At 61.9% G+C, this 24,741-nt stretch carries 24 protein-coding genes; 13 read left to right on the forward strand and 11 right to left on the reverse strand.

Annotated elements, in window-relative coordinates; translation table 11 throughout:
• Positions 1-191 precede the first annotated feature (191 nt).
• Positions 192-449, reverse strand: coding sequence for a hypothetical protein (locus tag I9018_RS15245; protein ID WP_241109989.1), 258 nt, complete (start codon positions 447-449; stop codon positions 192-194).
• Between the two features lie 194 nt (positions 450-643).
• Here I9018_RS15245 and I9018_RS15250 point away from each other — a divergent pair, with 194 nt between their 5' ends.
• Positions 644-865, forward strand: a complete 222-nt coding sequence (locus I9018_RS15250; protein ID WP_241109990.1) for a PLDc N-terminal domain-containing protein — start codon at positions 644-646, stop codon at positions 863-865.
• A gap of 319 nt (positions 866-1,184) precedes the next feature.
• Here I9018_RS15250 and I9018_RS15255 read toward each other — a convergent pair whose 3' ends face one another.
• From I9018_RS15255 to I9018_RS15270, 4 genes are all read right to left on the reverse strand, one after another.
• Positions 1,185-1,511, reverse strand: a complete 327-nt coding sequence (locus I9018_RS15255) for a hypothetical protein (protein ID WP_241109991.1) — start codon at positions 1,509-1,511, stop codon at positions 1,185-1,187.
• A 227-nt stretch (positions 1,512-1,738) separates the two neighbouring features.
• Positions 1,739-1,984, reverse strand: a complete 246-nt coding sequence (locus I9018_RS15260) for a hypothetical protein (RefSeq protein WP_124346827.1) — start codon at positions 1,982-1,984, stop codon at positions 1,739-1,741.
• Positions 1,985-2,575: 591 nt separating this feature from the next.
• On the reverse strand, positions 2,576-3,232 hold the full coding sequence (locus tag I9018_RS15265) for a paraquat-inducible protein A (protein WP_124346828.1): 657 nt from the start codon (positions 3,230-3,232) through the stop codon (positions 2,576-2,578).
• 31 nt (positions 3,233-3,263) lie between these two features.
• Entirely contained in the window at positions 3,264-3,827 is a 564-nt protein-coding gene (locus tag I9018_RS15270) for a helix-turn-helix domain-containing protein (RefSeq protein WP_241110150.1), read from the reverse strand.
• Positions 3,828-3,989: 162 nt separating this feature from the next.
• On the opposite strand from I9018_RS15270, the gene I9018_RS15275 reads away from it, so the two are divergent.
• The 6 genes from I9018_RS15275 to I9018_RS15300 are packed head-to-tail and all read left to right on the forward strand — an operon-like array spanning position 3,990 to position 13,257.
• Complete coding sequence (locus tag I9018_RS15275) at positions 3,990-5,135, forward strand: MexC family multidrug efflux RND transporter periplasmic adaptor subunit (protein WP_241109992.1); 1,146 nt, start codon at positions 3,990-3,992, stop codon at positions 5,133-5,135.
• A gap of 27 nt (positions 5,136-5,162) precedes the next feature.
• Positions 5,163-8,294, forward strand: a complete 3,132-nt coding sequence (locus I9018_RS15280; RefSeq protein ID WP_241109993.1) for an efflux RND transporter permease subunit — start codon at positions 5,163-5,165, stop codon at positions 8,292-8,294.
• Between the two features lie 5 nt (positions 8,295-8,299).
• Positions 8,300-9,739 carry an efflux transporter outer membrane subunit gene (locus I9018_RS15285; protein ID WP_241109994.1) on the forward strand — a complete coding sequence of 480 codons (1,440 nt, stop codon included), beginning with the start codon at positions 8,300-8,302 and terminating at the stop codon, positions 9,737-9,739.
• Positions 9,740-9,798: 59 nt separating this feature from the next.
• Positions 9,799-10,419, forward strand: coding sequence for a paraquat-inducible protein A (locus tag I9018_RS15290; RefSeq protein WP_241109995.1), 621 nt, complete (start codon positions 9,799-9,801; stop codon positions 10,417-10,419).
• A complete protein-coding gene (locus I9018_RS15295) occupies positions 10,412-12,715 on the forward strand; it encodes an MlaD family protein (protein WP_241109996.1) in 2,304 nt (767 codons plus the stop codon). Before I9018_RS15290 ends, I9018_RS15295 begins: the two co-directional genes overlap by 8 nt.
• 38 nt (positions 12,716-12,753) lie before the next feature.
• Positions 12,754-13,257: a transcriptional regulator gene (locus I9018_RS15300; RefSeq protein WP_241109997.1), complete on the forward strand. Its 504-nt coding sequence runs from the start codon at positions 12,754-12,756 to the stop codon at positions 13,255-13,257.
• A 43-nt stretch (positions 13,258-13,300) separates the two neighbouring features.
• On the opposite strand, the gene I9018_RS15305 is transcribed toward I9018_RS15300, so the two are convergent.
• On the reverse strand, positions 13,301-13,858 hold the full coding sequence (locus I9018_RS15305) for a transcriptional regulator (RefSeq protein ID WP_241109998.1): 558 nt from the start codon (positions 13,856-13,858) through the stop codon (positions 13,301-13,303).
• A 452-nt stretch (positions 13,859-14,310) separates the two neighbouring features.
• On the opposite strand from I9018_RS15305, the gene I9018_RS15310 reads away from it, so the two are divergent.
• Both I9018_RS15310 and I9018_RS15315 read left to right on the forward strand, forming a co-directional pair.
• Positions 14,311-15,837: a sensor domain-containing diguanylate cyclase gene (locus I9018_RS15310; protein ID WP_241109999.1), complete on the forward strand. Its 1,527-nt coding sequence runs from the start codon at positions 14,311-14,313 to the stop codon at positions 15,835-15,837.
• 415 nt (positions 15,838-16,252) lie between these two features.
• Positions 16,253-16,633: a helix-turn-helix domain-containing protein gene (locus I9018_RS15315; RefSeq protein ID WP_241110000.1), complete on the forward strand. Its 381-nt coding sequence runs from the start codon at positions 16,253-16,255 to the stop codon at positions 16,631-16,633.
• Between the two features lie 77 nt (positions 16,634-16,710).
• Here the strand turns inward: I9018_RS15315 and I9018_RS15320 are convergent, their stop codons facing one another.
• The 4 genes from I9018_RS15320 to I9018_RS15335 all read right to left on the reverse strand — a co-directional run bounded on the left by I9018_RS15320 (position 16,711) and on the right by I9018_RS15335 (position 19,622).
• Positions 16,711-16,959: a metalloregulator ArsR/SmtB family transcription factor gene (locus I9018_RS15320; RefSeq protein WP_346780107.1), complete on the reverse strand. Its 249-nt coding sequence runs from the start codon at positions 16,957-16,959 to the stop codon at positions 16,711-16,713.
• 327 nt (positions 16,960-17,286) lie between these two features.
• Positions 17,287-18,216: an MBL fold metallo-hydrolase gene (locus I9018_RS15325; protein WP_241110001.1), complete on the reverse strand. Its 930-nt coding sequence runs from the start codon at positions 18,214-18,216 to the stop codon at positions 17,287-17,289.
• 116 nt (positions 18,217-18,332) lie between these two features.
• Positions 18,333-18,944, reverse strand: coding sequence for a glutathione binding-like protein (locus I9018_RS15330; RefSeq protein WP_124346842.1), 612 nt, complete (start codon positions 18,942-18,944; stop codon positions 18,333-18,335).
• Between the two features lie 69 nt (positions 18,945-19,013).
• Complete coding sequence (locus I9018_RS15335) at positions 19,014-19,622, reverse strand: glutathione S-transferase (RefSeq protein WP_068576873.1); 609 nt, start codon at positions 19,620-19,622, stop codon at positions 19,014-19,016.
• 132 nt (positions 19,623-19,754) lie between these two features.
• Here I9018_RS15335 and I9018_RS15340 point away from each other — a divergent pair, with 132 nt between their 5' ends.
• Both I9018_RS15340 and I9018_RS15345 read left to right on the forward strand, forming a co-directional pair.
• Complete coding sequence (locus tag I9018_RS15340; RefSeq protein WP_068576875.1) at positions 19,755-20,675, forward strand: LysR substrate-binding domain-containing protein; 921 nt, start codon at positions 19,755-19,757, stop codon at positions 20,673-20,675.
• Between the two features lie 85 nt (positions 20,676-20,760).
• Positions 20,761-21,837 carry a saccharopine dehydrogenase NADP-binding domain-containing protein gene (locus I9018_RS15345; RefSeq protein WP_124346843.1) on the forward strand — a complete coding sequence of 359 codons (1,077 nt, stop codon included), beginning with the start codon at positions 20,761-20,763 and terminating at the stop codon, positions 21,835-21,837.
• Positions 21,838-21,939: 102 nt separating this feature from the next.
• On the opposite strand, the gene I9018_RS15350 is transcribed toward I9018_RS15345, so the two are convergent.
• Positions 21,940-22,923 (reverse strand): acetoacetate decarboxylase (ADC), encoded by a 984-nt coding sequence (locus I9018_RS15350; protein ID WP_124348357.1) that lies wholly within the window; start codon positions 22,921-22,923, stop codon positions 21,940-21,942.
• A gap of 288 nt (positions 22,924-23,211) precedes the next feature.
• Between I9018_RS15350 and I9018_RS15355 the strand changes: the two genes are divergently transcribed.
• Together I9018_RS15355 and I9018_RS15360 are read left to right on the forward strand one after the other, a co-directional pair.
• Positions 23,212-23,937 carry a type 1 glutamine amidotransferase domain-containing protein gene (locus tag I9018_RS15355; RefSeq protein WP_241110002.1) on the forward strand — a complete coding sequence of 242 codons (726 nt, stop codon included), beginning with the start codon at positions 23,212-23,214 and terminating at the stop codon, positions 23,935-23,937.
• Positions 23,938-24,074: 137 nt separating this feature from the next.
• On the forward strand, positions 24,075-24,728 hold the full coding sequence (locus I9018_RS15360; RefSeq protein ID WP_241110003.1) for an XRE family transcriptional regulator: 654 nt from the start codon (positions 24,075-24,077) through the stop codon (positions 24,726-24,728).
• The last annotated feature ends 13 nt before the right edge of the window (positions 24,729-24,741 follow it).

The following is a 24,741-nucleotide window of genomic DNA, read 5'->3' on the forward strand; positions in this document are numbered from 1 at the left end:
TACTGGCGTAATGCCGTTTAGTCAAGGAAAGGGTAGGAGCGAGGCTTTCCCGCGATGGACTTCAAGGCCCTGCGTTTATCCAGTAAGCACGCGCTACCGTTAACGACCATCGCGAGCAAGCGAGCGTCGACCGGCTGCTCCTACAGGGGATCACCTCGCTTAACTGACTGGCATCACGGTATTGGTGAGCCTTACCCAGGCGGATTGGTGGTCTCGCGTTGCCGGGCATTCTTGCCCAGGCCGCGCAGGTTCATCAGCCCCAGGCAGCACTGCAAGAGCACCAGGGCGTAGGCATGGGCATACAGGCCCCAGGCGATCCACAGCAGGTTGCTGAGCATGAAGCAGATGAAACCGGTCATTCGGCGTCCAGGGCGCAGCGAGCCGATCAGCCAGGCCGCGAGCACCGTCACCAGCATGGCCGGCCATTGCAGTGCATCCAGATAGTCCATCCGTCGCTCTCCGCGCAGCGGTAGGTTGGGTGATAAAGGTTGCGGTTTGCAGTCGCGGTACTGCAGTCGACCCTTGCCCGGCACGGAAGATTCGTTATTTCGCAGCCAGGTCCGCCGGGGTGCATGAACGACAGATTCAGTGAACCCTGGACATGCGCCTCGAGCCTAAAGAAGCATCAACCCGGAGGTGCATCATGCTCGCAAGTTATCTATGGATCGGCCTCTGCGCGATCCTCCTGTTGCTCGATCTATGGGCCATCAACAGCATATGGCGCAGCGACAATTCCTCAGGCAGCAAGGCCTTGTGGACAGCCTTGGTGGTCCTGCTGCCCGTGCTGGGGCTGGTGCTGTGGGGCGTGCTCGGGCCGCGGGGCGTGACCAAGGGGCCGTCGTCTCCCGAGCACAGCAAGGGCTAGGCCGACCATTCATTTGTATTGAACCGCTATCTCTGGAGCAGAGCACCATGCCCGGGGCCTGCCCAGAGCCGCGGCGCGGGTGGGGTAGGGACCGCGGTTAGAGGATCGGCTTGGCGCCAATGACGCCCATTCGTGAGCCGAGAATTTGGCTGGTCTGATCGCTCAGGCAGGCAGCTGATGGCTTGGGGCCGTAGTGCCAGGGCCTGTTCACCCGTCAGTTCGAGGGTGAACGGATTACTGGCAGGGCTGTGCTCCGTCGTGGTGACTCTATGTCGACTGGTGCAGGTATTGGGATCGGCCTGCTGGCGCGTTGCGAGAACTAGCGCCCGGTGCGCTGTAGAAGCGATTTCCGGGATGCCTGTTTGGGCGGGGAGGTGCGCAGCAGCGGAACAAAGCCTGAGGCCTGGGGCTCGCCGAACTCCCGGTTGACCAGTTGCAGGTGCTCATTGGCTTCCTGGAATTTCTCCTCGGCCTTGTTACGCAGCAAGTGGTATTGCTCGAAGGTATCCAGGTCGGGCCGGACCTTGTCGAGGAGTGCGTAAGCCTGGCTGTTCAGGGCATGGGCTTGTTTGAGCAGGCGCTGGTTCTGTTCGAGGGCAAGCTTACGGCAGGCACGGGCCTGCAGGCGCTGGTGGATGCTGTACATGATGTCGTCCCTTGTCTGCGGTTTGACTTTACACGGCAGGTCCTGCTGGTCGCGACCAGCGCTGGAACCGCGGCTTGCAAGGCCGATGTCGTGCATTGGTAATAATCTGACCGGCAGGTCCAGGGGAGGACTGCAAAAATAATCAGCGAAAAAATCGGTTGGTCGTTGCACCAACCTTCAATTGAAGAATCGGCTTATCCAATAGGTCGAGCCCTTCATTACGTGGCTCAGGGAAGGTGGGATGACTGTCGCGAGACGACCATTTCCTCGAGTATCTCGCGCACCAGCCGGTTGATGCCTGACTCACCGTGATAGTGGGTGCGGTCGATGTTGGCGATGGTGAACTGGTTGGTGCCCGGCGCAAGGACATCCACCGACAGATGACCGTCGGGATTGATCGTACAACTGACTGAGCAGTTGGGCAGCCGTTGTGCAAGGGCCGTCTCGATTTCAAGTTTGCTCAATGTATCCATGAAGGCGCCGGGAAAACGTTCAAAGGCAAAGCGTAGCGCACGATGCTGCCAAACCTGCGATGACAGGATGAATGACTTCCAGGCCGAGGATAGCTTCGATGGTGGGCAGGCAAGCCGCACTGGTGCGAGAGCCAGGTGCCGCCTGGTGAGGCGCCGTTCATCAACAGCGCAGTCTTTCCATGCGCGCCTGGCCTTGGATCACCCTTGGAGCAAGAGCCATCCAAAGCGATGGTCAGCGCTGATTCAGGTCGCGTCGGCTACGCTCGCAGCACAGTTTGGGATTGGCACGAAGTGCTAATTCCATGGCATGGGAAGCTAAGCTTTTTGTGATCCGAGAGAGGCAGACTAAAGAGACCAATAACAAAAACACTGCACTCGATTTCGACTCGGGTGACGGAGGTCTCCATGCGTAAAGTCATGCTCTCTCTACTTTTCATCATGGTGTGCTCGGGAGGCCTGTATTCCCTGGCTCCAAAGACCCCGGGTCATACCAATGATGCGCAACTGGACCGTACATCTCATCTCCATTCGCCGGTTGCCGGGATCAGTGAGGTGATAAAGCACTTCTGATGGGGAGCAGGCCCGGGTGGGTCAACGTGCAGGTTCGCCGGTCTCCTCGGTCAATGCGTCCCAAACCTGATGCGGTGACATGCTCATCTCGAGCCAGATCTGGGTCAGCAGCAGTGCCACGAAGCAAGCCAGGCCTATACCCAGGCTCAGGTCGGCGATATCCACCAGCTTGACGATGGAGACCAGGATGCCGATCAGGTACACCTCGAGCATGCCCCACTCGCGCAAGTGATGGTAACTGCGGTAGAGCAGCATCCCGGTCCGGAGGGCGATACGAAAATGCAGGCTGAGCAGCACCAGCAGTTGGCAGAGCAACTTGAGCAACGGGATCACCATGCTGCTCAGCAACACGAGGATGGCAACTCCCTGCATGCCGCTGTCATAGAGCCCGACCACGCCTGTCCAGAGCGTGTCGCTGCGGGTCTGCCCAAGTAGGGTCAGGTGCATGATCGGCAGGAAGTTGGCCGGTATGTAGAGGAGCAGTGCAGTCAGGACCAGGGCAAAGCAGCGACGCCGCCACTGATGGCGGTGCGCGGCCAATTCGTAACCGCAACGCGGGCAGCAGCTTTTTTCACCGGCCGCCAGAGGTTCGCGGCGCATGAGCAGGTCGCATTCATGGCAAGCGATCAGGTCCTGCAGAGGCAGATTGGGCAAACCGGTGGGCTTGGGGTGCGGCATTGAATGGATCCTGTCAGGGCATGGCCTGGATTTAAGCGGGTGGCAGGCTGGAAGCGCCATACAGAAACATCTGTTCGAGAGTATGGGCGGAGTTGGCACTGGCTGCCCGCCCGCGTCGCTCCGCATCGACCATGCCATAGACCAGGGTGAGGAAGAGCTCGGTGAACACCGCGGCGGTAACGTCGATGCGAAATACTCCGCGATGCTGCCCGCGCAGGAAGAACGCATCCAGTGAGTCGATGTAGGACTGCCAGCGGGCGCCATCGAACTCGGGGTCGAGGAAGTCGGGGCGGTACTGGAACACCAGGAAGATCAACACTTCGCGATGGGCCAGATGCTCCTTGATCAGGTCATGCAGTGCCGACAGGGGCTCGGCACTCTCAAGGCAAGAGGATTCGATGATCTGGTGCAACACGTCCTTGCCATAGGATTCGAGCATCTCGAGCAAGTGGTCACGGGTTCCACAGAAGCGATGCAGGGTAGCGCGGCTCATGCCGGCGGCTTCCGCCAGCTCCTTAAGCGTGGCTCGCGGATGGTCGACGATGGCAACGGCCAGCGCCTTGATGAATCGTTCGTCATGGGGCGTCAGGGTCATCAGCAGGTCCCAGTTGAATCTTGCAGTGCACATCCGTGCGCAAGAATTTCGTAGTGCTTCTTAAAGAGAGTTGAGACAAAAAAGCTCATGTGAGACGTTATTGACTCATTTATGGTTTGAAAGTACCATTCTGGACATTATCAATCAATAGTTGGGTGTGCCATGGTCGATTTGCGTGCAATAGGAAGGATCAGTGCATTGGCAGCTGTCATTGCGTTGGCAGGATGCGGCCCCTCGGCCGAGCAACCACAACAGGCGGAAATGGTGCTGCCGGTGGATGTCGTTGCAGTGAAGACCGAGTCCCTGGCTCTGACTTCGGAGTTGCCAGGACGTATCGAACCGATGCGGGTCGCCGAAGTGCGCGCCCGGGTGGCAGGCATCGTCATGAAGAAGCGCTTTGAAGAGGGCGCCGATGTCAAGGCCGGGGACCTGCTGTTCCAGATCGACCCCGCGCCGCTCAAGGCTGCGGTGTCCCGCGCCGAAGGCGACCTGGCACGAGCCCAGGCCGGCCTCAAGGAAGCCCAGGCGCGAGTCAAGCGCTACGAGCCGCTGGTGAAGATCGAGGCCGTCAGCCAACAGGACTACGACAAGGCCAGCGCCGACCTGAACAGCGCCCAGGCGGCCACTCGCTCGGCCCAGGCCGATCTGGAGACCGCGCGCTTGAACCTGGGGTATGCCTCGGTTACTGCGCCGATTTCCGGCCGGGTGGGCCGTGCCCTGGTGACCGAAGGCGCCTTGGTGGGGCAGGGGGATGCAACCTTGATGGCGCGTATCCAGCAGCTCAATCCCATCTATGCCGACTTCACTCAGACCGCTGCCGACGCCTTGCGCCTGCGTGAGTCGCTCAAGAGCGGCAGCCTGGCCGAAGGGGATGGCAAGGCCCTGACGATTCGAGTCGAAGGCACTTCTTATGAGCGCAAGGGCGCATTGCAATTCGCCGATGTGGCGGTCGATCCTGGTACCGGCCAGATCACCTTGCGCGGCAAGTTCGACAACGCCGATGGCGTCCTGCTGCCAGGTATGTACGTGCGGGTGAACACCCCACAGGGCACTGACAACCACGCCATCCTGGTGCCGCAGCGTGCCGTCAAGCGTGCCAATGACGGCAGTTCCCACGTGATGGTCGTGGGGGCGGACAGCCGGGCCGAGGCTCGCAGCGTAACCACCGGCACCATGCAGGGTTCGCGCTGGCAGATCACCGAAGGCCTCAAGGCCGGTGACCAGGTCATCGTCGGTGGCCTGGCCGCCGTGCAGCCGGGCGTCAAGGTCACTGCCAAGCAGGCTCAGGAAACCGAGCAGAAACAATAAGCCCGGTTACGACACGAGGATTTTTTGATGTCCGATTTTTTCATCAAGCGCCCGAACTTCGCCTGGGTGGTGGCTCTGTTCATCTCCCTGGCCGGCCTGCTGATCATCTCCAAGCTGCCAGTGGCGCAGTACCCCAACGTTGCGCCACCGCAAATCACCGTGACCGCGACCTACCCGGGCGCTTCGGCCAAGGTATTGGTGGAGTCGGTCACCAGCGTGCTCGAAGAGTCGCTCAACGGTGCCAAGAACCTGCTGTACTTCGAATCGACCAACAACTCCAGCGGTGTTGCTGAGATTGTCGTGACCTTCCAGCCGGGCACCGACCCGGACCTGGCCCAGGTCGATGTGCAGAACCGCCTGAAGAAGGCCGAGGCGCGCATGCCCCAGGCCGTACTCACCCAGGGCTTGCAGGTCGAGCAGACCAGCGCCGGCTTCCTGTTGATCTACGCCCTGAACTACAAGGAAGGCGTAGAGCGCAGCGACACCACGGCTCTGGGCGACTATGCCGCGCGCAACATCAACAACGAACTGCGTCGCCTGCCGGGCGTCGGCAAGCTGCAGTTCTTCTCCTCCGAAGCCGCGATGCGGGTCTGGATCGATCCGCAGAAACTGGTGGGTTACGGCCTGTCCATCGAAGACGTGAGCAATGCCATCCGTGGACAGAACGTGCAGGTTCCGGCCGGTGCCTTCGGCAGTGCGCCAGGCACCAGTGAACAAGAGCTGACCGCGACCCTGGCAGTCAAGGGCACCCTGGACAACCCTCAAGAGTTCGGCCAGGTCGTCCTGCGCTCCAATCCCGATGGCTCCACCGTCAAGCTGGCTGATGTCGCTCGTCTTGAAGTGGGCCAGGAAAGCTACAACATCTCCTCGCGCCTGAACGGCACGCCAGGCGTGGGGGGCGCGATCCAGTTGTCCCCGGGCGCCAACGCCATCGAGACCGCATCCCTGGTCAAGGCGCGCCTGGCCGAGCTGTCGCAATTCCTGCCCAGTGACATGCAGTACTCCGTCCCCTACGACACCTCGCGTTTCGTCGACGTGGCCATCGAGAAGGTGATCCACACCCTGCTCGAAGCCATGGTCCTGGTGTTCCTGGTGATGTTCCTGTTCCTGCAGAACGTGCGCTACACCCTGATTCCATCCATCGTGGTACCCGTGTGTCTGCTCGGTACCCTGGCCGTGATGTACCTGCTGGGCTTCTCGGTGAACATGATGACCATGTTCGGCATGGTGCTGGCCATCGGCATCCTGGTGGATGATGCCATCGTGGTGGTGGAGAACGTCGAGCGGATCATGGCCGAGGAGGGGCTGTCCCCGACCGACGCGACGATCAAGGCGATGAAACAGGTATCCGGCGCCATCGTCGGTATCACCCTGGTACTGTCCGCGGTGTTCATGCCGCTGGCCTTCATGAGCGGCTCGGTGGGCGTCATCTACCAGCAGTTCTCGGTATCCCTGGCGATCTCGATCCTGTTCTCCGGCTTCCTGGCCCTGACGTTTACCCCGGCGCTGTGCGCCACGCTGCTCAAGCCGGTCCCCGAAGGGCATCACGAAAAACGTGGTTTCTTCGGTGCCTTCAACCGTGGCTTCGCCCGCGTCACCGAGCGCTATTCGGTGCTCAGTTCCGGGCTGGTCAAGCGTGCCGGGCGCTTCATGCTGGTGTACGCCGGTATCGTCGCTCTGCTGGGCTACACCTACTTGCGCCTGCCGGAGGCCTTCGTCCCGAGCGAAGACCTGGGCTACATGATCGTCGACGTGCAACTGCCGCCCGGCGCCAGCCGCATGCGTACCGATACCACCGGCAAGGAGCTGGAGCAGTACCTCATGTCGCGCAAGGCGGTGGACGCGGTCTTTCTCGTCTCCGGCTTCAGCTTCTCCGGCCAGGGCGACAACGCGGCGCTCGCATTCCCGGTTTTCAAGGATTGGTCGGTACGCGGCAAGGACGAGTCTGCTGCTGCCGAAGTAGCGGCGTTGAACGAGCATTTCGCGCTGCCGAGCGACGGCACCGTCATGGGCGTTTCGCCACCACCCATCGATGGCCTGGGCAACTCCGGCGGCTTCGCTTTGCGCCTGATGGATCGTGGCGGCCTGGGACGCGAGGCCCTGCTGCAAGCACGGGACACGCTGCTGGGCCAGGTCAACGGCAACCCGAAATTCCTCTACGGCATGATGGAAGGCCTGGCCGAGGCGCCGCAGTTGCGCCTGGTGATCGACCGTGAAAAAGCCCGAGCCCAAGGCGTCAACTTCGAGACCATCAGTTCCACCCTGTCCTCGGCTTTCGGCTCCAATGTGGTCAACGACTTCACCAACGCCGGTCGCCAGCAACGGGTGGTGATCCAGGCCGAGCAGGGCGCGCGGATGACTCCGGAAAGCGTGCTCAAGCTCTACGTACCCAACAACAAAGGCAACCAGGTTCCCCTCAGCGCCTTCGTGACCAGCAAGTGGGAAGAGGGTCCGGTACAACTGGTGCGCTACAACGGCTATCCGTCGATCCGTATCGTCGGTGACGCCGGCCCAGGCTACAGCACCGGCCAGGCCATGGCCGAAATGGAACACCTGGCTTCGCAACTGCCACCGGGCATCGGCTACGAGTGGACCGGCCTGTCCTACCAGGAGAAGGTCTCTGCCGGCCAGGCATCGGGCTTGTTCGCCCTGGCGATCCTGGTGGTGTTCCTGCTGCTGGTGGCCCTCTACGAGAGCTGGTCGATCCCGCTGTCGGTGATGCTGATCGTACCGATCGGCGCCGTGGGTGCGGTGCTGGCGGTGATCTTCGTGGGCATGCCCAACGACGTGTACTTCAAGGTCGGCCTGATCACCATCATCGGTCTGTCGGCGAAGAACGCGATCCTCATCGTCGAGTTCGCCAAGGAGCTGTGGGAGAAGGGCTACAGCCTGCGTGATGCCGCTATCGAGGCCGCTCGCCTGCGCTTTCGTCCGATCATCATGACGTCCATGGCCTTCATCCTCGGCGTGGTCCCCCTGGCCATCGCCACCGGTGCCGGTGCGGCCAGCCAGCGCGCCATCGGGACCGGGGTGATCGGCGGGATGCTCAGCGCCACCTTCCTGGGCGTGCTGTTCGTGCCTATCTGCTTCGTCTGGCTGCTGTCGGTGCTGCGTACCAAACGGCCTGCTACCGAACAACCAGCCCTGACCCAGGAGTGATCAGCATGCGTATTCCTGCTTTTACCGTATCGGCGCTGCTGATCGCCCTGGCCCTGGGTGGTTGCTCCATGGCCCCGACCTATGAACGTCCGGCTGCGCCGGTCGCCGATAGCTGGAGCGGCGCGTCCGCCCAGCAGGGGCGCCAGGCCAGCGAACTGGATTGGCAGAGCTTCATTGTCGATCCGCAGTTGCGCAAGCTGGTCGGTACCGCCCTGGACAACAACCGTTCGTTGCGCCAGACCTTGCTGGACATCGAACAAGCCCGGGCGCAGTACCGCATCCAGCGGGCCGATCGCATCCCGGGACTGAACGCAGGCGCCTCGGGTAACCGCCAGCGCCTGCCGTCGGACCTGTCCAGCAGTGGCCGGGCCGGCGTGGCCAGTACCTATCAGGTCGGCCTGTCGCTGCCGGAGTACGAAGTCGACCTGTTCGGTCGGGTCAAGAGCCTCAGCGATGCCGCATTGCAGCAGTACCTGGCCACCGAGGAGGCGGGGCGCTCGGCACGTATCGCGCTGATCGCCGAGGTCACCCAGGCCTACCTGGTCCATGACGGCGCCCAGCGCCGCCTGGCCCTGACCCAGCAGACCCTGATCAGTCGCGAGTACTCCTTCGCCTTGATCAGTCGGCATCGTGCCGTGGGTAACGCCACCGCGCTGGACTACCAGGAAGCGCTGGGGCTGGTTGAGCAGTCCCGGGCCGACGAAGAGGCCGCCCTGCGCCAGAAACAGCAGGCATTCAATGCCCTGGTGTTGCTGCTGGGTACCCCGGATGCGGCGAAGTCGATTCCCCAGACCCAGCAAGACAAGCTGTTGCTGGTACAGGACATCGCTGCGGGCTCGCCGTCGTCGCTGATCGAGCGGCGTCCGGACATCCTGGCCGCCGAACACCGTCTGCAAGCGCGCAATGCCGACATCGGCGCTGCGCGGGCGGCGTTCTTTCCGCGGATCACCTTGACCGGCAGCTTCGGCACCTCCAGTGCACAGATGTCCGGCCTGTTCGATGGCGGCTCACGTTCCTGGAGCTTCATACCGACCCTATCGTTGCCCATCTTCGATGGTGGGCGTAATCGTGCAGGCCTGAGCCTGGCCGAGGCCCGCAAGGATTCGGCCGTCGCGGCGTACGAGGGCACCATCCAGACCGCGTTCCGCGAAGTGGCGGACGCCCTGGCGGCCACCGATACCCTGCGCCGCGAGGAGCAGGCACGCCGGGCCCTGGCCAACACCAGCAACGAATCGCTGAAGCTGGCCAAGGCTCGTTATGAAGGCGGTATCGATAGCCACCTGCGTTACCTGGACGCCCAGCGCAACAACTTCGCCAACGAGACGGCGTTCATCGAAGTCAGCACTCAACGGCAGATCGCCCTGGTGGACCTGTTCCGCTCCCTGGGTGGCGGTTGGAAAGACAACCAGGACCAGCAACTGGCGCAACGCCAGGCGCAGCCCTGATCGAGTGCCGGCGCCTACCCGGGGTCGCCTGGGCAGGTGCCGGTCAAGGAGGGTCATTGATGCGTGCAATCGATGCAGGCATTTGGGTCTGCGGTGAATGTCATCAACTCAACCCGGCCAGCCAGGAGCGATCACCGCGCTGCAGCCGCTGCAGTGCGGTGTTGCATGCGCGCCGCCCGAACAGCATCAGGCGCACCTGGGCCTTGCTGATCACCGCGATGATTTTGTACATCCCCGCCAACCTGTTGCCGATCATGACCGTCAACATCTTCGGCAGCGGGTCGCCGGCCACGATCATGAGTGGTGTGGTCAGCCTGGTCCAGCTGGGGATGATCCCCATTGCCCTGGTGGTGTTCGTGGCCAGCATCGTGGTGCCGACCTTCAAGCTGGTGGGCATCGCGCTGCTGCTTTATTCGGTGCAGCGCCACCAACCGATGTCCGCCCGCCAGCGGATCATCATGTACCGCTTCATCGAATGGGTAGGGCGCTGGTCGATGCTCGACATCTTCGTCATCGCCATCCTGGTGGCCCTGGTGAACTTTGGCCACCTGGCGCGGATCGAGGCCAATCTCGGTGCCGCCGCCTTTGCCAGCGTAGTGGTGCTGACCATGCTGGCCGCTGTGACTTTCGACCCACGACTGATATGGGACAACACCCAATTGGACAAAGAAAATGAGTGACTTGCCTGCCCCGAAAAAACACCAGACCAGCAACTGGTCGGCGATCTGGATCCTGCCCCTGGTGGCCCTGGTCATCGGTGCATGGCTGGGCTGGCGTGCCTACAACGAAGCGGGAGTGATCATCCAGGTCCGCTTCGAGAGCGGCGACGGTATCCAGGCCAAGAAGACCGAGGTGCTGTACAAGGGCATCTCGGTCGGCAAGGTGGTCGACTTGAATGTCAGCGAGGACATCAAGGGCGTAGTGGCCTCGATCGAAATGACCAAGGAGGCACAGGAGTACCTTAACCACGGCACCCGTTTCTGGCTGGTCAAGCCGCGGGTCTCCCTGGCGGGCGTGACCGGTTTGGAGACCCTGGTCTCGGGGGTCTATATCGCGGTGGATCCGGTGAAGGGAGACGAGGGCGTAGATTCATTTACCGCCCTCAAGGAACCGCCACCGATGTCCGAGCAGGTACCTGGCCTGCACATCACCCTCAAGGCCGACCGCCTGGGTTCCCTGGAGCAGGGCAGCCCGGTGTTCTACAAGCAGATCCTGGTGGGCCAGGTGAAGCACTTCCAGCTCGGCGAGGACCAGCGCACCATCGAGATCAAGGTCCATATCGAACCGGCCTACGCCGACCTGGTGCGCAAGCACACGCGTTTCTGGAACGCCAGCGGCATCTCGATCTCCGGCAGCCTGTCGGGCTTCAAGGTGCGCAGCGAATCGCTGCTGACCCTGGCCGCGGGCGGTATTTCCTTCGCCACGGCGGACAACCACCGCGACAGCCCACCCACCGACCCGACCAAGCCGTTTCGCCTGTATGAGGACTACGACGCGGCCCAGGTCGGCCTGCGGGTGAAGCTGAAGATGAAGGACCTGAGCGAAATCGAGCCCGGGCGCACCCCGGTCATGTACAACGGCGTGCAGGTCGGCCTGGTCAAGACCGTCGACATGAACCAGGACTTCAGTGGCGCCACCGCCGAGCTGGCGATGGACCCGCGGGTCGAGGCCCTGCTGCTGGAGGGCACCGAGTTCTGGACCGTAAAGCCGAATATCTCGCTGGCCGGGATCACTGGCCTGGATGCCCTGGTCAAGGGCAACTACATCGCCGTGCGTTTTGCCAAGAGCGGGGCGCCGCGCCGGGAATTCAGCACCCGCTTCAAGGCGCCGCCCATGGACATGAACGTACCGGGCCTGCATCTGGTGCTGACCAGTGACCGGCGCGGTTCGGTAGAGGTCGGGGCGCCGGTGCTCTACCGGCAGATCCGTGTCGGTAGCGTGCAGAGCTACCAGCTGTCGGCGGACAACCAGCAAGTGCTGATCGGGGTGCATGTCGAGCCCGACTACGCGCGCCTGGTAAACAGCTCCACGCGCTTCTGGAACGCCAGTGGCGTGACCCTGAGCGGCGACTTCACCGGGGTCAAGGTCAAGAGCGAGTCGCTGCAGACCTTGATCAATGGCGGTATCGCCTTCGACACCCTGGACCCCAAGGCGTCGTCCTCGGGCAAGGACCGCCGCTTCGCCCTCCACGACAGTGAGGAGGCCGCCATGGCCCGGGGCGTGGAGCTCCAGCTGGGTGTCGAGGACGCCGAAGGCCTGCGCGAAGGTACGCCGATTAGGTTCAAGGGGCTGGTGATCGGCAAGGTCGAAGGCATCGGCTTGAAGAATGACCTGTCCGGGGTGTTGCTCAAGGCGCGTCTGGGGGCCAATGGCGAACAGTTCGCCCGCAGCGGCACGCGCTTCTGGGTCGTACGGCCGGCACTGGGGCTGTTGCGCACGGAAAATCTCGGCACCCTGGTCAGCGGTCCCTACATCGAGGCCTTGCCGGCGAGCCGTCCGGGAGAGCGCCAGACGCGCTTCCAGATCCAGGAAGAAGCCCCGAACCTGCTCGGGCTCGGCGATGGCTTGCGATTGACCCTGAGCGCTGCGGACAAGGGCTCGATCAAGCTCGGCAGCCCGGTGACCTATCGCAAGATGCCGGTGGGCAAAGTCATCGACATGAGCCTGGGGCAACAAGCGGACCGGGTGCTGATCAGCATTCTTATCGAGCCGCGCTATGCACCGCTGGTGCACACCGCAAGCCGCTTCTGGAACGCCAGCGGGGTAGGCATCGAGGCGGGTCTGTTCAAGGGGGTATCCGTGCGCACCGAGTCCCTGGAGGCGCTGGTGGCGGGCGGTATTGCCTTCGCCACACCGAACAATCCGCAAATGGGCGAACAGGCCAGGCCAGGGCAGACCTTTGCCCTGTTCGATGCCGTCAATGATGAATGGCTGGAATGGGCACCGAAGATCGCGCTCAAGGAAGCCTCGTGGTGATCAAGCTGTTTTCAAGCCAATGTAAAAGGAGTCACGCCATGTCCAGGCGCTTGTTGTGTACCGCACTGTTCACCGCCGGCCTGTGTTTTGTCGCGCAGGCACAGGAGCCTTTGCCTTCGGTCCAGGAGGTAATGAGCGAGAACAAGGAGAAGATCAAGAACCAGATCGAAGCCCTCAATTACAAGCGCAAGCGCATGGTGGAGGCAAACATGGAACTCGATAGCGAGCAGGCCGAGGCCTTCTGGCCGATCTACACACGCTACCGCAATGAAATGGATGGGCTGAACAAGGACTCGTTCCAACTGCTGGTGGAGTATGCGCGGGCCTACGGCTCCGGGTCGGTGAGCAATGAGGAGGCGGCAGGAATGATCAAGACCTACAAGGCCCTGCACGAGAAGCAGCAGAAGGTCCTGTATCGCTACATTGATGAAGTCGCACGGCAGATGTCGCCAAAGATTGCCATGCGTTTCCTGCAGATCGAGGCGCAACTGGATGCTGCAGACGTACTGCAGACGGGGCAGCAAATACCGCTGCTCAAGTAAATGACAAACCATGGTCGGCTGGGGGCGACCCCGCCGGCCATTTTCATTCCGGCAGGTGGCTGGCGGCCGAGGCGACGCTGCCGTGGAGGAATATCTGCACCAGGGTGCTGGCCGACTTGGAGCTGGCTGCGCGCCCGCGGCGTTCGGCGTCGACCATGCCGTAGACCAGATTGATGAACAGCTCGGTAAAGGCGGCGGCGCTGATATCGATGCGGAACACCCCCAGGTGCTGCCCCCGCAGGAAAAATGCATCCAGGTCCTTGGCGTAGGATTCTTCGTGCTCCAGGGCAGGAGTCTTCGGACGGTTCTCGAATAGCAGCAAGGCCAGCATGTCACGGTGGGTGAGATGCTCCTTGATCAGGTACTGCAGGGCGTGCAATGGCTCGGCGCTGTGTAGCTCGGCGGTGCGGGTGATCTGTGCCAACACGCCCTTGGCGTGCGCCTCGAGCTGGTACTCCAGGTTCGCTCGAGTGCCGTAGTGGCGGTTCAGCGTCGCCTTGCTGACGCCGGCCAGCACGGCAAGATCCTTCATGGTCGCACGGGGGTGGTTGACTATCGCGGTGGTCAGCAACTTGAGAAGGCGTTCATCATCAGGGGCCATGGGATCATTCATTTCCAGACAGATCGGGAAGGGCTTTAGCAGCAAATTATTTTTGCTCGTATTGGGCATTGTAATTCAGAAATGAGTCTTTTTTGGTTCATTTGAGTCAAAAAATATGTTGCCTTGGCTCTTTGTCCTCCCGGGATCGTTCGATTCGTTCACCTGCCAGTCACTTGTCGCTCAAGTCGCGCCTTCACTGGCACAGCAGCAGTGCAGGCCCTTGAGGGGGCCGGGCATCGTCCAGCATTTTTTTCAGTGGTTACCTAAAGTTAATGCCTGCCGGGCAGAAAACCCTAGGCAATGGAAAGCCTATGCGCCCGGATGATCCCGGGTGTTTCTGTCTGGCCCTGATCCCGTGTATCGATAAGCTCCGGCAGCCTGCCTTCCTGGCGCTACTGGTGGCTGCCCGCCGTCACGGAAATCGGCCTATTCGATTCCCGGACCCCGCTCCCATGAATGCCTTGTTGTTCTCTCCGGTACTGCTGGGTACCAATATCCTGATTGCCAGCGCGATCATCTGCCTGGCCCTGTGGTACTACTCGCGGCCGTATCCCGGCCCAGGATTGTGGACCTTGGGAATATTGCTGCTAGTGCCGGGGCAATACCTCGTCCTGGGCGGCAGTTATTCCTCTTCGCTCTTGCAAACCCTGTTGAGCCACACCTTGCAGGTCTGCGGCGAGGCAATATTGGTCATCGGAGTGTTTCGCTTCCTCGGTCGGGTGGCACCCTGGTGGTTGCTGCCAGCGGTCTGCCTGAGCGCCGTACCCTGGTTGCTCTGGCACTGGCTGGTCAGGCCGTTGGAGCCTGAAGTCGTGATCGCACTGTATACCTTCGTTAGTGCATTCATTCGCGCCCTGGCCTGTCGAGCCCTGTTGTGCCTGCCTGGCGACCGGCGCTTGCGCAGCGTACAGGTCTTCGCCGCCTCGACCTTCGGGTTGCTAGCCTTGAGCGCCGTGTGGGGAGGCATTCTCAGCATGCTCGATGACACTCACGGCACCGGTGCTGTGCAAGGCTTCGAGTCGGTTTCTGAACTGCTTTCCTTCAACATCGGCTATCCGCTGTGGATACTCTGCCTGTTCGGCTTGACGCTCTTGAGCCTGCGGCGGTTCCTGCTGGCCTCCGAGCGTAGTGCCACACGTTTCGAACGCCTGATGAAGATCACCAGTGCCGGGGTGGTGATCGTCCGTGACGGACTGATCGTCGATGCCAATCCGATGCTCGACCGGCTCCTGGGGTGTGAGCGCAGCTACTACCATGAGCGCCCCCTGGAACACCTGTTCGAAACCGACGAAGACCTGCGCAACCAGTTACTCGCCCTCGATGGTGTGGCCCACGACCGGGTAGCCTTGCGCGGCGATGGCAGCCCGTTTGCCGCCGAGTTGACCGTGGCAGCCCTGGACGACGGTACCCATGTGGCGGAGATTCGCGATGTCAGTGGGCGCAAGTCCCTGGAGCAGGAGTTGCGCCTGAGTGCTTCGCGAGATGCATTGACTGGTGCCCTCAACCGTCGGGCATTCACCGAGCGAGCCTTGCACGAGTTGGCCCAGGCAAGGCGTCATGATCGTAGCCTATGCCTGGCGATCCTGGATATCGATCACTTCAAGCGTATCAACGACAGCCACGGGCATCTGGTCGGCGACGAGGCCCTGAAGACCTTCAGCTCGACCTGTGAGCGGCAGGTCCGACGCACGGACATCTTCGCCCGCTTTGGCGGTGAGGAATTTGTCCTCTTGTTGCCGGATACCCACTGCGAGCAGGCTTTTGCCTTGTTGGAGCGCTTGCGGACATCGTGGAGCGCCCAGCGTTTGCCGGTTCCGAGCGGAGAGTTGCAATCAACGGTTAGCATCGGCCTGGTCCGGGTCGGTGGCGAGGCCTCGCTGGATCACTGGATCAGCCTGGCCGACCAGGCGCTTTATCAAGCCAAGAACCAAGGGCGCAACCGGACACAGGTGGCTACCGAGGCCGATAGGTCGGTATGAGGCCAGACACTCCCAATACCCGGTGGTAGTCACCTAGCAAGCGCTCCATCGCTTTGCCCAACGATAGTGCTTTAGCCGAGGCAGAACGCTTGCCATTCATCGGTAGCCCAAGCCAAACGCCGCTGGACTTGCCTGAATCGTGCCTGGCCGACCTCCTGGTAGTCAGGCGTTGCAGCGCCTTCTCGAAATCCAGCAGGGCAATCTGGACCTCCTCTTGGTCCATCCTGACGAAGACATGCTTGAGGTGCACACAGCTATGCTGCCAACGGTGCAGGTTGAGCCTGGCCAGCACCTCCCTATTGATTGTCAAAACCATTGGCGTACTAAGGAACCCTTCAAGTGCGGCGGTGACCATCAGCGCCTGCCAGACGCCATGTTTCTTCCTGACCTGGCATAGACCACGTCGGGGGCATGGATGCCGATCTCCCAGACCGCTTTTTTGCCGCTGCTGGTGGAGCGCGAGCATGGCGATTCGCTGGTCAGCCAGGCGCAGCATTGGCTGCAAGGCAACATGCAGCATGAAATCCGCATGACGCAGCTGGCCAAGGCCTTGTGCGTGAGTGAAAGGACCCTGGTCCGGCGCTTCAAGTCAGCATTGGAGATGACACCGCTGAATTATCTGCAAAACCTCAGGCTCGATGCGGCCCGGGCGCTTCTGGAACTGGGGGATCAGAACATCGACCAGATCGCCATCCAGGTGGGTTACCTGGATGTCAGTTCATTCTCGCGCCTGTTCCGTGAGCGCATGGGCATCAGCCCGGGAAGCTATCGCAGTCGCTTCGCCATGGGCGCTTGAAAGCTGCTAGCGGCGTGAGGTCAAGCACCGTTGCCCATCACCCATGCTGCCCCTGGAACTGGCCGCATTTGTGCAGCTCACGGACGGTAGATGCTCTTGAGCGTGGCGATGATCTTCTCCACGTCCGGATTGTCGATGCGGTAATACAAGGTTTGTACTTCGCGGCGGAACGCCACCAAGCCTTCCTCACGCATTTTCGCCAGGTGCTGCGACAGCGCCGACTGGCTCAGCGAGATGCGCTGCAGCAATCCGCCGACGGTAATTTCCCCTTGCTCGATCAACAGGCACAGCACCTGCAAGCGGTATTCGTTGCTGATCGCACGCAGCCGGCTTGCTGGGCCACTTTGCGCATGGAGGTTGCGACATAGCCTTGGTGGGCGATCATTGTGACCACCGCCTGCAGCAACCGGGTGCGTTTTTGCTGGTGATTACCCACCGGCCGGCCACGACGGACCGGGGGCTTCGGCGCCTGAGATCACGACGTGAAGTTCGGCGCTGGGATTCAGGCATGGACAAGGAATGCATTCCACTGGAGGCCGGATGAACAAGGCACCAGCATAGAAAAATCTGTCCTAAAGCACCTGCTGGTAACCCTCTGGGCAAACCGGGTCAGCGCTGCTACAGACCCTGGTTACGCGGCCTGTAGTGGGGCATTAGCCGAGGTGATAGAGCCCCTGGTCGTCGCGCTGGACCTGGCCGCCGTGCTGCAACTCGTCCAGGTGTTGCAAGAGGGTCCGAGCCTCGGCAGCAGTCACCCAGGTCCCGGTAAAGCCTGTCGGGTACAGCAGGCGTTTCTCGACCATCTGGGCCAGGTTCAAGGGTCGCTCCTGCAACCAACCCAACAGGCGCCTCTCTCGCTCGTCGATCTTGGCGGTGAATGCCTGCAGATCCTCCAGGAAGCGCTGGCGGTCGGTGTAGACACCGCGATGGTGGGAAGTCACCCAGGTCCTGGCGGGAATCTGCGGCAGGCGCTGGAGGCTGCGTCGAAAATCCACCAGGTTCGAACTGGCATCGCCGTAATAGGGGCCGAAGCTGCTCAAGTCGATGTCACCAATAAAGGCCACGCCTTCCGGCTCCACCAGCAGCACGGTGTGGCCTGCCGTATGGCCGGGCAGGTGAACGGCATGGATGCTGGAGCCTCCCAGGTCCCAGGATGCACCGTCCTCATAACCCAGGGCATCGGGGCGTGGGGCATAGAAGAATTCATCCTGCAAGCGCTTGAGCATCTGCTGGATGGCACAAGCCTCGCTGAGGCCGAAGGCCGCGGCCATTCCTTCCCAACTGCGCGCTGCCGGCAAGTCTGCCTGGTGCACATGGACTTGCGCATCGGGAAGCCGATGCAGGCCGGCCATGTGGTCTTCATGGGCATGGCCCAGGACGACCAGTTCGGTCGCGTCGAACAGGGGGCCGATGCTGTTGGAGCTGATCGGGGTATCCAGGGCTGCCAGGGTGTCCGTGCCCTTGATCAGCACCTGGTTGCCGTCCGGGTATTTGCCGTTGCGCTCGCCCAGGAACACCGATACGCGCCCGAACGCCAGGTGGTCCATGCCATTGGTTGAGTCTCGGTGGTTGCCAGTCATCATCTCGGGCCTCGCACTCGCTTAGGGTATCTGGCGTCACTGTAATGATTTAGTGGCGATGATGGCGAGAAACATCACTTGGCGGCGAGCATCCTCGCAACGCTCGGGAAAACGGCGGCTCAGGCTTGCGCGCCCTTGGCATAGGCGCTGATGACTTCCTCCCGCGCAGCCAGGCGCTGCAGGTAGGCGGTGATATTGGGCAGGTCGTCGATATCCACATTCAGCTGGGCGTGGATGCGTAGCCAGGGATAGATGGCCATGTCGGCAATGGAATAGTCGTGGCAGATGAAATCCTGGTCCTGCAGGGCGTTTTCCAGCGTATCGAACAAGGCTGCAGTCTGCTTCAAATAACGGTCGCGGGCGTAATGGTGGGCCTGTGCATCGAGCTGGAGGAAATGATAATGCTGCCCGGCCATGGGGCCCAGGCTGCTGATCTGCCAGGCCAGCCAGTGCAATACCGCATAACGTTGCGTACCCACCGCTGGCAGAAAGCGCGAGTGAGTCTCCGCCAGGTACTGCAGGATGGCGCCTGACTCCGGGAGGACCAAGGCTTGTGCGTGGTCGACCAGCAACGGAATCTTTGCATGGGGCGTCAAGCGTGCGAAGTCCGCCCGATGCTGGTCGCCCAAGGCGAGGTCCAAGCGCTGGATTCGATAAGCAACGTCCAGCGCTTCCAGCATGATCAGGATCTTGTGGCCATTGGCCGTCGGCGCGAAATACAGGGTGTACATGGCGATGGCTCCCATGGCCGGGAATAGGCAGGGCGGCGCGGTCAGGCTGGCTCGATCCGCGCCGACGACTCAGGCGATGGGATAACGCTTGAACAGGTCGCTGCATTCCAGCCGCTCGGCATGGGCTCCCAAGCTCGGGAAGTCATCGGCCTTGACCACATCCGGGAGCATCAACTGCATGAAGGACCAAGCCACTGCGCTGGTGATGGCGGCCTGGTCGAGGCGTGGCTCTTGAGCCCGCTCGGCCAGAAGCTGTTGTTCCAGCTCGGTGCAGGCGGCCAGCAGTTGCCGGGTGACACGCTCGAGCCAGGGCTGATGCAGTTTCTCGGCTGGCCGAAGGTTGTGTTCATAGACGATCTGGACGGTTTTCTCGCAAGCCGCCAATGCCAGGCCCAAGGTACGCAGGGCCTTGGCCAAGGCCTGGGGTTGTTGGGGCAGCAGCTTGCCGGAGGCAGGGCTGGTGGCTTCGAAGTAGTCGAGGATCAGCGTCGAGTCCATCAGCACGCTACCGTCGTCGAGCACCAGGCTGGGGGCCTTCACCGCCGGGTTGATCCTGGAAAAAGCTTCGAAGGTGCTGAACACCGACAACGGCTCATGCTCGAACGCCACGCCGTACAGCTCCAATGAAATAGCCACCCGCCGGACATAAGGCGAATCCAGCATGCCAATCAGTTTCATTCGTCACTCTCCCTGGTTTGTATGGCGCGCTGTGTCACATTTCAGGCCACAGCTTCACTGTTTCTTACGTTAGGAGAATTTGGCCGACTAGAATATCGGTATTTCCCTTCATCAATGGTAAGTAGAGCTTACATGTCGAGCATCCCGCCGATTTCCTGCCTGCGCAGTTTCGAAGCCGTTGCCAGGCTAGGCAGCGTCACCGCCGCCTCCAGGGAACTGCACGTCACCCACTCGGCCATCAGCCAGCAGATCAAGGTCCTGGAGGAGTTGCTTGGCGTGACCTTGTTCGTTCGCGAAGGGCGTGGTGTGCGGGTCAGCGAAGACGGGCGCCTGTATGCCTTGCAGATCCGCGAGGCACTGGGCGGCATCGACGAAGCGACCCGAATGATCAAGACCCAGCCTAGGTCCACCGAGCTGGTGGTCGCCGTGTTGCCATCGTTCGGGCTGAACTGGCTGTTGCCGCGTTTGCCGCGCTTCCAGCAATTGCATCCTCATATCAATGTGCGCCTGCAGGCAGGACTGGCGGTATCGAACCTGAACCGGGAGTCCGTGGACCTCGCCATCCGCATGGGCAAGGGTGATTGGGAAGGGCTGGAGCAGCAGGTGCTGTTCCACGATGAAACGCTGGTGGTCGCATCGCCCCGGTTCAACGACGGGGTCCTGCCCAGAACGGCGCAAGAGATCATCGACAGCAGGATCGTCTTCAGCATGGAGTCATGGCAGCCCTGGTGCCAGGCCGCAGGGCTGGACGTCGATATCCCGCGGACCGGGCTGTGCAGCAATGATTCGAACCTGGTGCTGCAGGCGGTGCGCCTCGGCCAGGGTATCGCACTGGAGCGCCGCAGCCTGGTGCATGACGCCATCCAGCGTGGAGAGCTGGTGCAGTTGGGCCAGGTCACGGCGCCTTATCCCTATCCTTACTGGCAGGTGCTGCCCGATCGCGAGCATTCGAAGGCCAAGCAAGCGGCCTTCTCCAGCTGGCTGGCCGCCGAAGTCGAGGCCTACCTTGATGAGCTGGCCACGCAGGAGGCGGCGCTGGCAATTGCACCTTGACCTTGAACCAGGCTTCAACGTTAGCGTCGGTGACTGATCGAGGAGGGCGCCAATGCCGCCTCACCACCCTGTCAGGAGCAGCATCATGAACGAGCACGCCAGCCCCGAACCCACGTCATGGATGATCTATGGCGCCTATGGCTACACCGGCGAACTGATTGCCAGGGAGGCGGTCAAGCGCGGATTGCGCCCCGTGCTTGCCGGCCGCAGCCGTGCCAAGGTCGAGCCACTGGCTCGTGAACTGGGGCTGGCGATGCAGATATTCGGCCTCGATGATGCCGCACAACTGGCCACGGAGCTCCAGGGGCAAGCCCTGGTCCTGCATTGCGCCGGGCCATTCTCCGCAACGGCGGCGCCGATGATGCAGGCTTGCCTTGAGGCCAGGGCGCATTATCTGGACATCACAGGGGAGATTGCCGTCTTCGAACAGGCCCAAGCCCTGAACCTGCGGGCCCGGGAAGCCGGCGTGGTGATCTGCCCGGGCGTGGGTTTCGATGTGATTCCTACCGATTGCGTGGCCGCTGCGCTCAAGGCAGCACTGCCCGATGCCACGTACCTGGCCTTGGGGTTCGACTCGCGCTCGAGTTTTTCCCCGGGGACCGCCAAGACATCGGTGGAGGGGTTGGCGCAAGGCGGCAAGGTACGGCGCGATGGCAAGATCGTCTCGGTGCCGCTGGCCTATCAGGTGCGGCGCATCGATTTCGGCGCCGGAGAGAAACTCGCCATGACCATTCCCTGGGGCGATGTCTCCACCGCTTATCACACCACTGGCATTGCCAACATCGAAGTCTTTATCCCGGGTTCTGCCGGCATGGTCCGTGGCGCCAGGCTGGCTAACCTGGTGCGTCCCTTGCTCGGCCTGGCTTGGGTACAGAAGTGGCTCAAGGCGCGCATCAGCAAGACCGTGGTCGGCCCGGACGATACCAAGCGCGCCGACCAGGGCACCTTCGTCTGGGGAGAAGCACGCAATGCCCGAGGCGAACGCAAGGTGGCTCGCCTGCATACCGCCAATGTGTACAGCCTGACCATTACCGGCGCCCTGGCGGTGGTGGAGCATCTGCTGCAGGCGCGGCCCAGTGCCGGCGCCTATACCCCGGCGAAGCTCTTGGGGGCTGAGCTGGTGACCCGCCTGCCAGGATCGGGAACGCTGCGGATCGAGTGAGCCGCTCGCCCGTGCCGGCCAGGTTCATTCGCCGGCAGGAAGCGGGGTCATGACCCCGCTTCCTGCGCCGAGATTCCCCGACCGGCCGCGATCGGCATGACCTCAGTGAACGTCTTTCAGGCTGGCCAGGGGCTTGGGTGCATAGAGCGCGCTCTGGAATTCAGGGACGTACTCGTACTTCACCAGCTTGCCCAACTGCAATGAGCGGATGTAGGTCGACAAGCTGCCGTCACCGAGTATCAGGCGTGCAGCATCGGCACTGGAGCTGGAGGCGTGGCGGGTCTGTCGGGACGTGGCATAGCCGTAGGTCAGCTGGCCGTTATGGTCCAGGTTGGTGAAGCTGTTGGTCACCATGCCCACGTCGTGGGAGAGGTCATCGAGTTTTTTCGCCTTGAAGATCACGTCCACGTTGCCGGTCTGGCTATCGATGATGTCGTAGGAGAGGCTGGCGCCTTCCTCGCGACGGCTGATGTCGGTCAGCCACTTGGGCAGGTTGTAGCCCACGACACCCCGGACCCTGGCCAGCTCGGTATTGACCGGCAACTTGAGGACATAGCCCCAGAAGTCCTTCGATATGGCCTGGCCGACCAGGGTCAGTGGGCCAAGGTTGGATTGCCCAGGCTTGTTGGTGATGATCGACAGCGCCACCTCGTTGTAGCTGTCGTTGTCGCAGTAGTCGTAGGTATAGGCCGTGAAGGCCACCAGGCCGCGTCCAGGCCATACCTGCAGCGGCTGCACCTGTTCCAGTACCTGGGCCGGCATCAACTCGCGCAGCCGTGCAAGGTCTGCGGTGTAGACCGCGGTGATCCGGCTGTTCTTGTAGTAGAAGTTCGGCGAGTACGACTCGAACCCCATGTCTACCCGGGTCTTGGGCAGTTGCTTGAACCAGCTCAAGTCGAGCCCTGGCGCCTCGGCCTCGATCACCGACAGCGGCGGGTTGGAGCGATAACGCTCGTACAGGCCGCCCTTGAGGACTGGCACCGAGTGGCCGGCGATGTCGATCGTTGTAGTGCCGGCGGGGACGGGAGCGTCTGGCGAGCCGGCCAGGGCGGGATGTGCCAAAGGAGCCAGGAGGGCACCAGCCATTGCAGCGACAGTTCCGAGTTTCACGTTGGGTTCTCCAGAAAGAATGGCATCGCGCTCGATGCTTGTGACCCGGTATCGCGCTGCGGCGCCATGCTCGGGTACGCCTGGTGGGGCGTGAACAAACCCTAACGTTCAACTTAACCTTAATGTCAAGCGCCCATCTGTCCACCGTACAGGCGTTGATGGCCAGGCAGGGCACAAGGGCCGTCCCAGGCGCCCAGGCTGGGCTAACGTGTGGGGTATCACTGTCGCTCAGCGGATGAGCCATGCACCCGGAGCACCTCCCAAATGACCCCGCGCATATTGCATGTGGTGACCAATGTCGCTCACTACGCCGATCCCGACCAACCAACCGGCCTGTGGCTGGGAGAGTTGACCCATGCCTGGCAGGTATTTGCTGCCAGGGGGTACGAGCAGTGCCTTGTAAGCCCGGCGGGTGGGGCATCCCCTTTGGAACCCCGGGCACTCAAGTGGCCGATTTTGGACAGCACGGCCAAGTCCTGGTTGGCAGACCCGGCGAGCATGGCGCGCCTGGCCAGTACCGCGCACCCGGACGAGCTGGCAGCAGCGGATTTCGCTGCGATCTATTTCACCGGTGGTCATGGCGTGATGTGGGATTTTCCCGACTCCGCGGGCTTGCAGCGCCTGACTCGGGAGATCTTCGAGCAGGGCGGGGTGGTGTCGTCGGTGTGCCATGGCTATTGCGGATTACTCAATACTCGCTTGAGCGATGGGCGCTTGCTGGTCGAGGGACGCCGGCTGACCGGATATGCCTGGATCGAGGAGGTACTGGCGGGGGTGGCGGGCAAAGTGCCCTACAACGTCGAGGAGCAGATGCGCCGCCGGGGGGCGCACTATGAGAAAGGCTGGCTGCCGTTCACCTCGAAGGTCGTGAGCGATGGCCGCCTGGTGACGGGGCAAAATCCACAGTCGGCCAGGGCCACGGCCATGCAGGTCGTGGCCTTGCTGCAGGCTATCGCCGCTGGCACCGGCGACCTTCGAAAAGACGCATGACTATTTGCATAAAGAGAAATACATTCGTGGTTATCCAGTGTCTGGCCGATGCTTGAGTCATCGGCCTTTGCGTTTTCGCGAAGCTCCGGCCCGGACGAGAGATAGGTGCTAGAATGCCGGCCTTCAAAGGAGACGCCGTGAAGAACAAGACCTCCCGAGCTCCAGTAGCTCCGCACATGCTGAACCCCGAGATGCTTGGCATACGCTTGCGCACGGCTCGCAAGCAGCGTGGCTGGACCCTGGCCCAGGTCGCCGAGCGCTCCAATGTCTCGATTACCACCATCTCTCGGGCCGAGCGCGGGCAGCTGGCCCTGGGTTATGAGAATGTCGCCGCATTGGCCCAGGCCCTGCAGTTGGACATGGGCATCTTGTTCTCCCATGACTACGAGCAGCCACCGGCCGAACAGGGGCCGGTCATTACCCGTTCTGGAGAGGGGGTCGCCTATCGTGGCCTGTCCTTTACCTACGAGTTCCTCGCCACTGCCGCCAAGGGCAAGCCCATCAACCCGGTGTTGGGCACCATCCATGCGCGCCGGATCAACAGCCCCGAGGATTTCTCCCGGCATGCCGGCGTAGAGTTCGTCTATGTGATTTCAGGCCGCATCGAGGTGCATTTCGAAACCGGCGAAGTAGCGGCCCTGGACAAGGGCGACTCGCTGTACTTCGACAGTCGCATCGGCCATGCCTACATCTGTGTCAGCAAGCAGTTGGCCAAGGTCATCGGGGTGATCACCGCCGAAAGCGACCAGATCCTGCTTGCCCGGCAAGGGCACGACCTGCCGGGGCATTGACGCCTGAGCGGGC

Source organism: Pseudomonas sp. MPFS, from assembly GCF_022537035.1.
Classification (GTDB): Bacteria; Pseudomonadota; Gammaproteobacteria; order Pseudomonadales; family Pseudomonadaceae; genus Aquipseudomonas; species Aquipseudomonas sessilinigenes.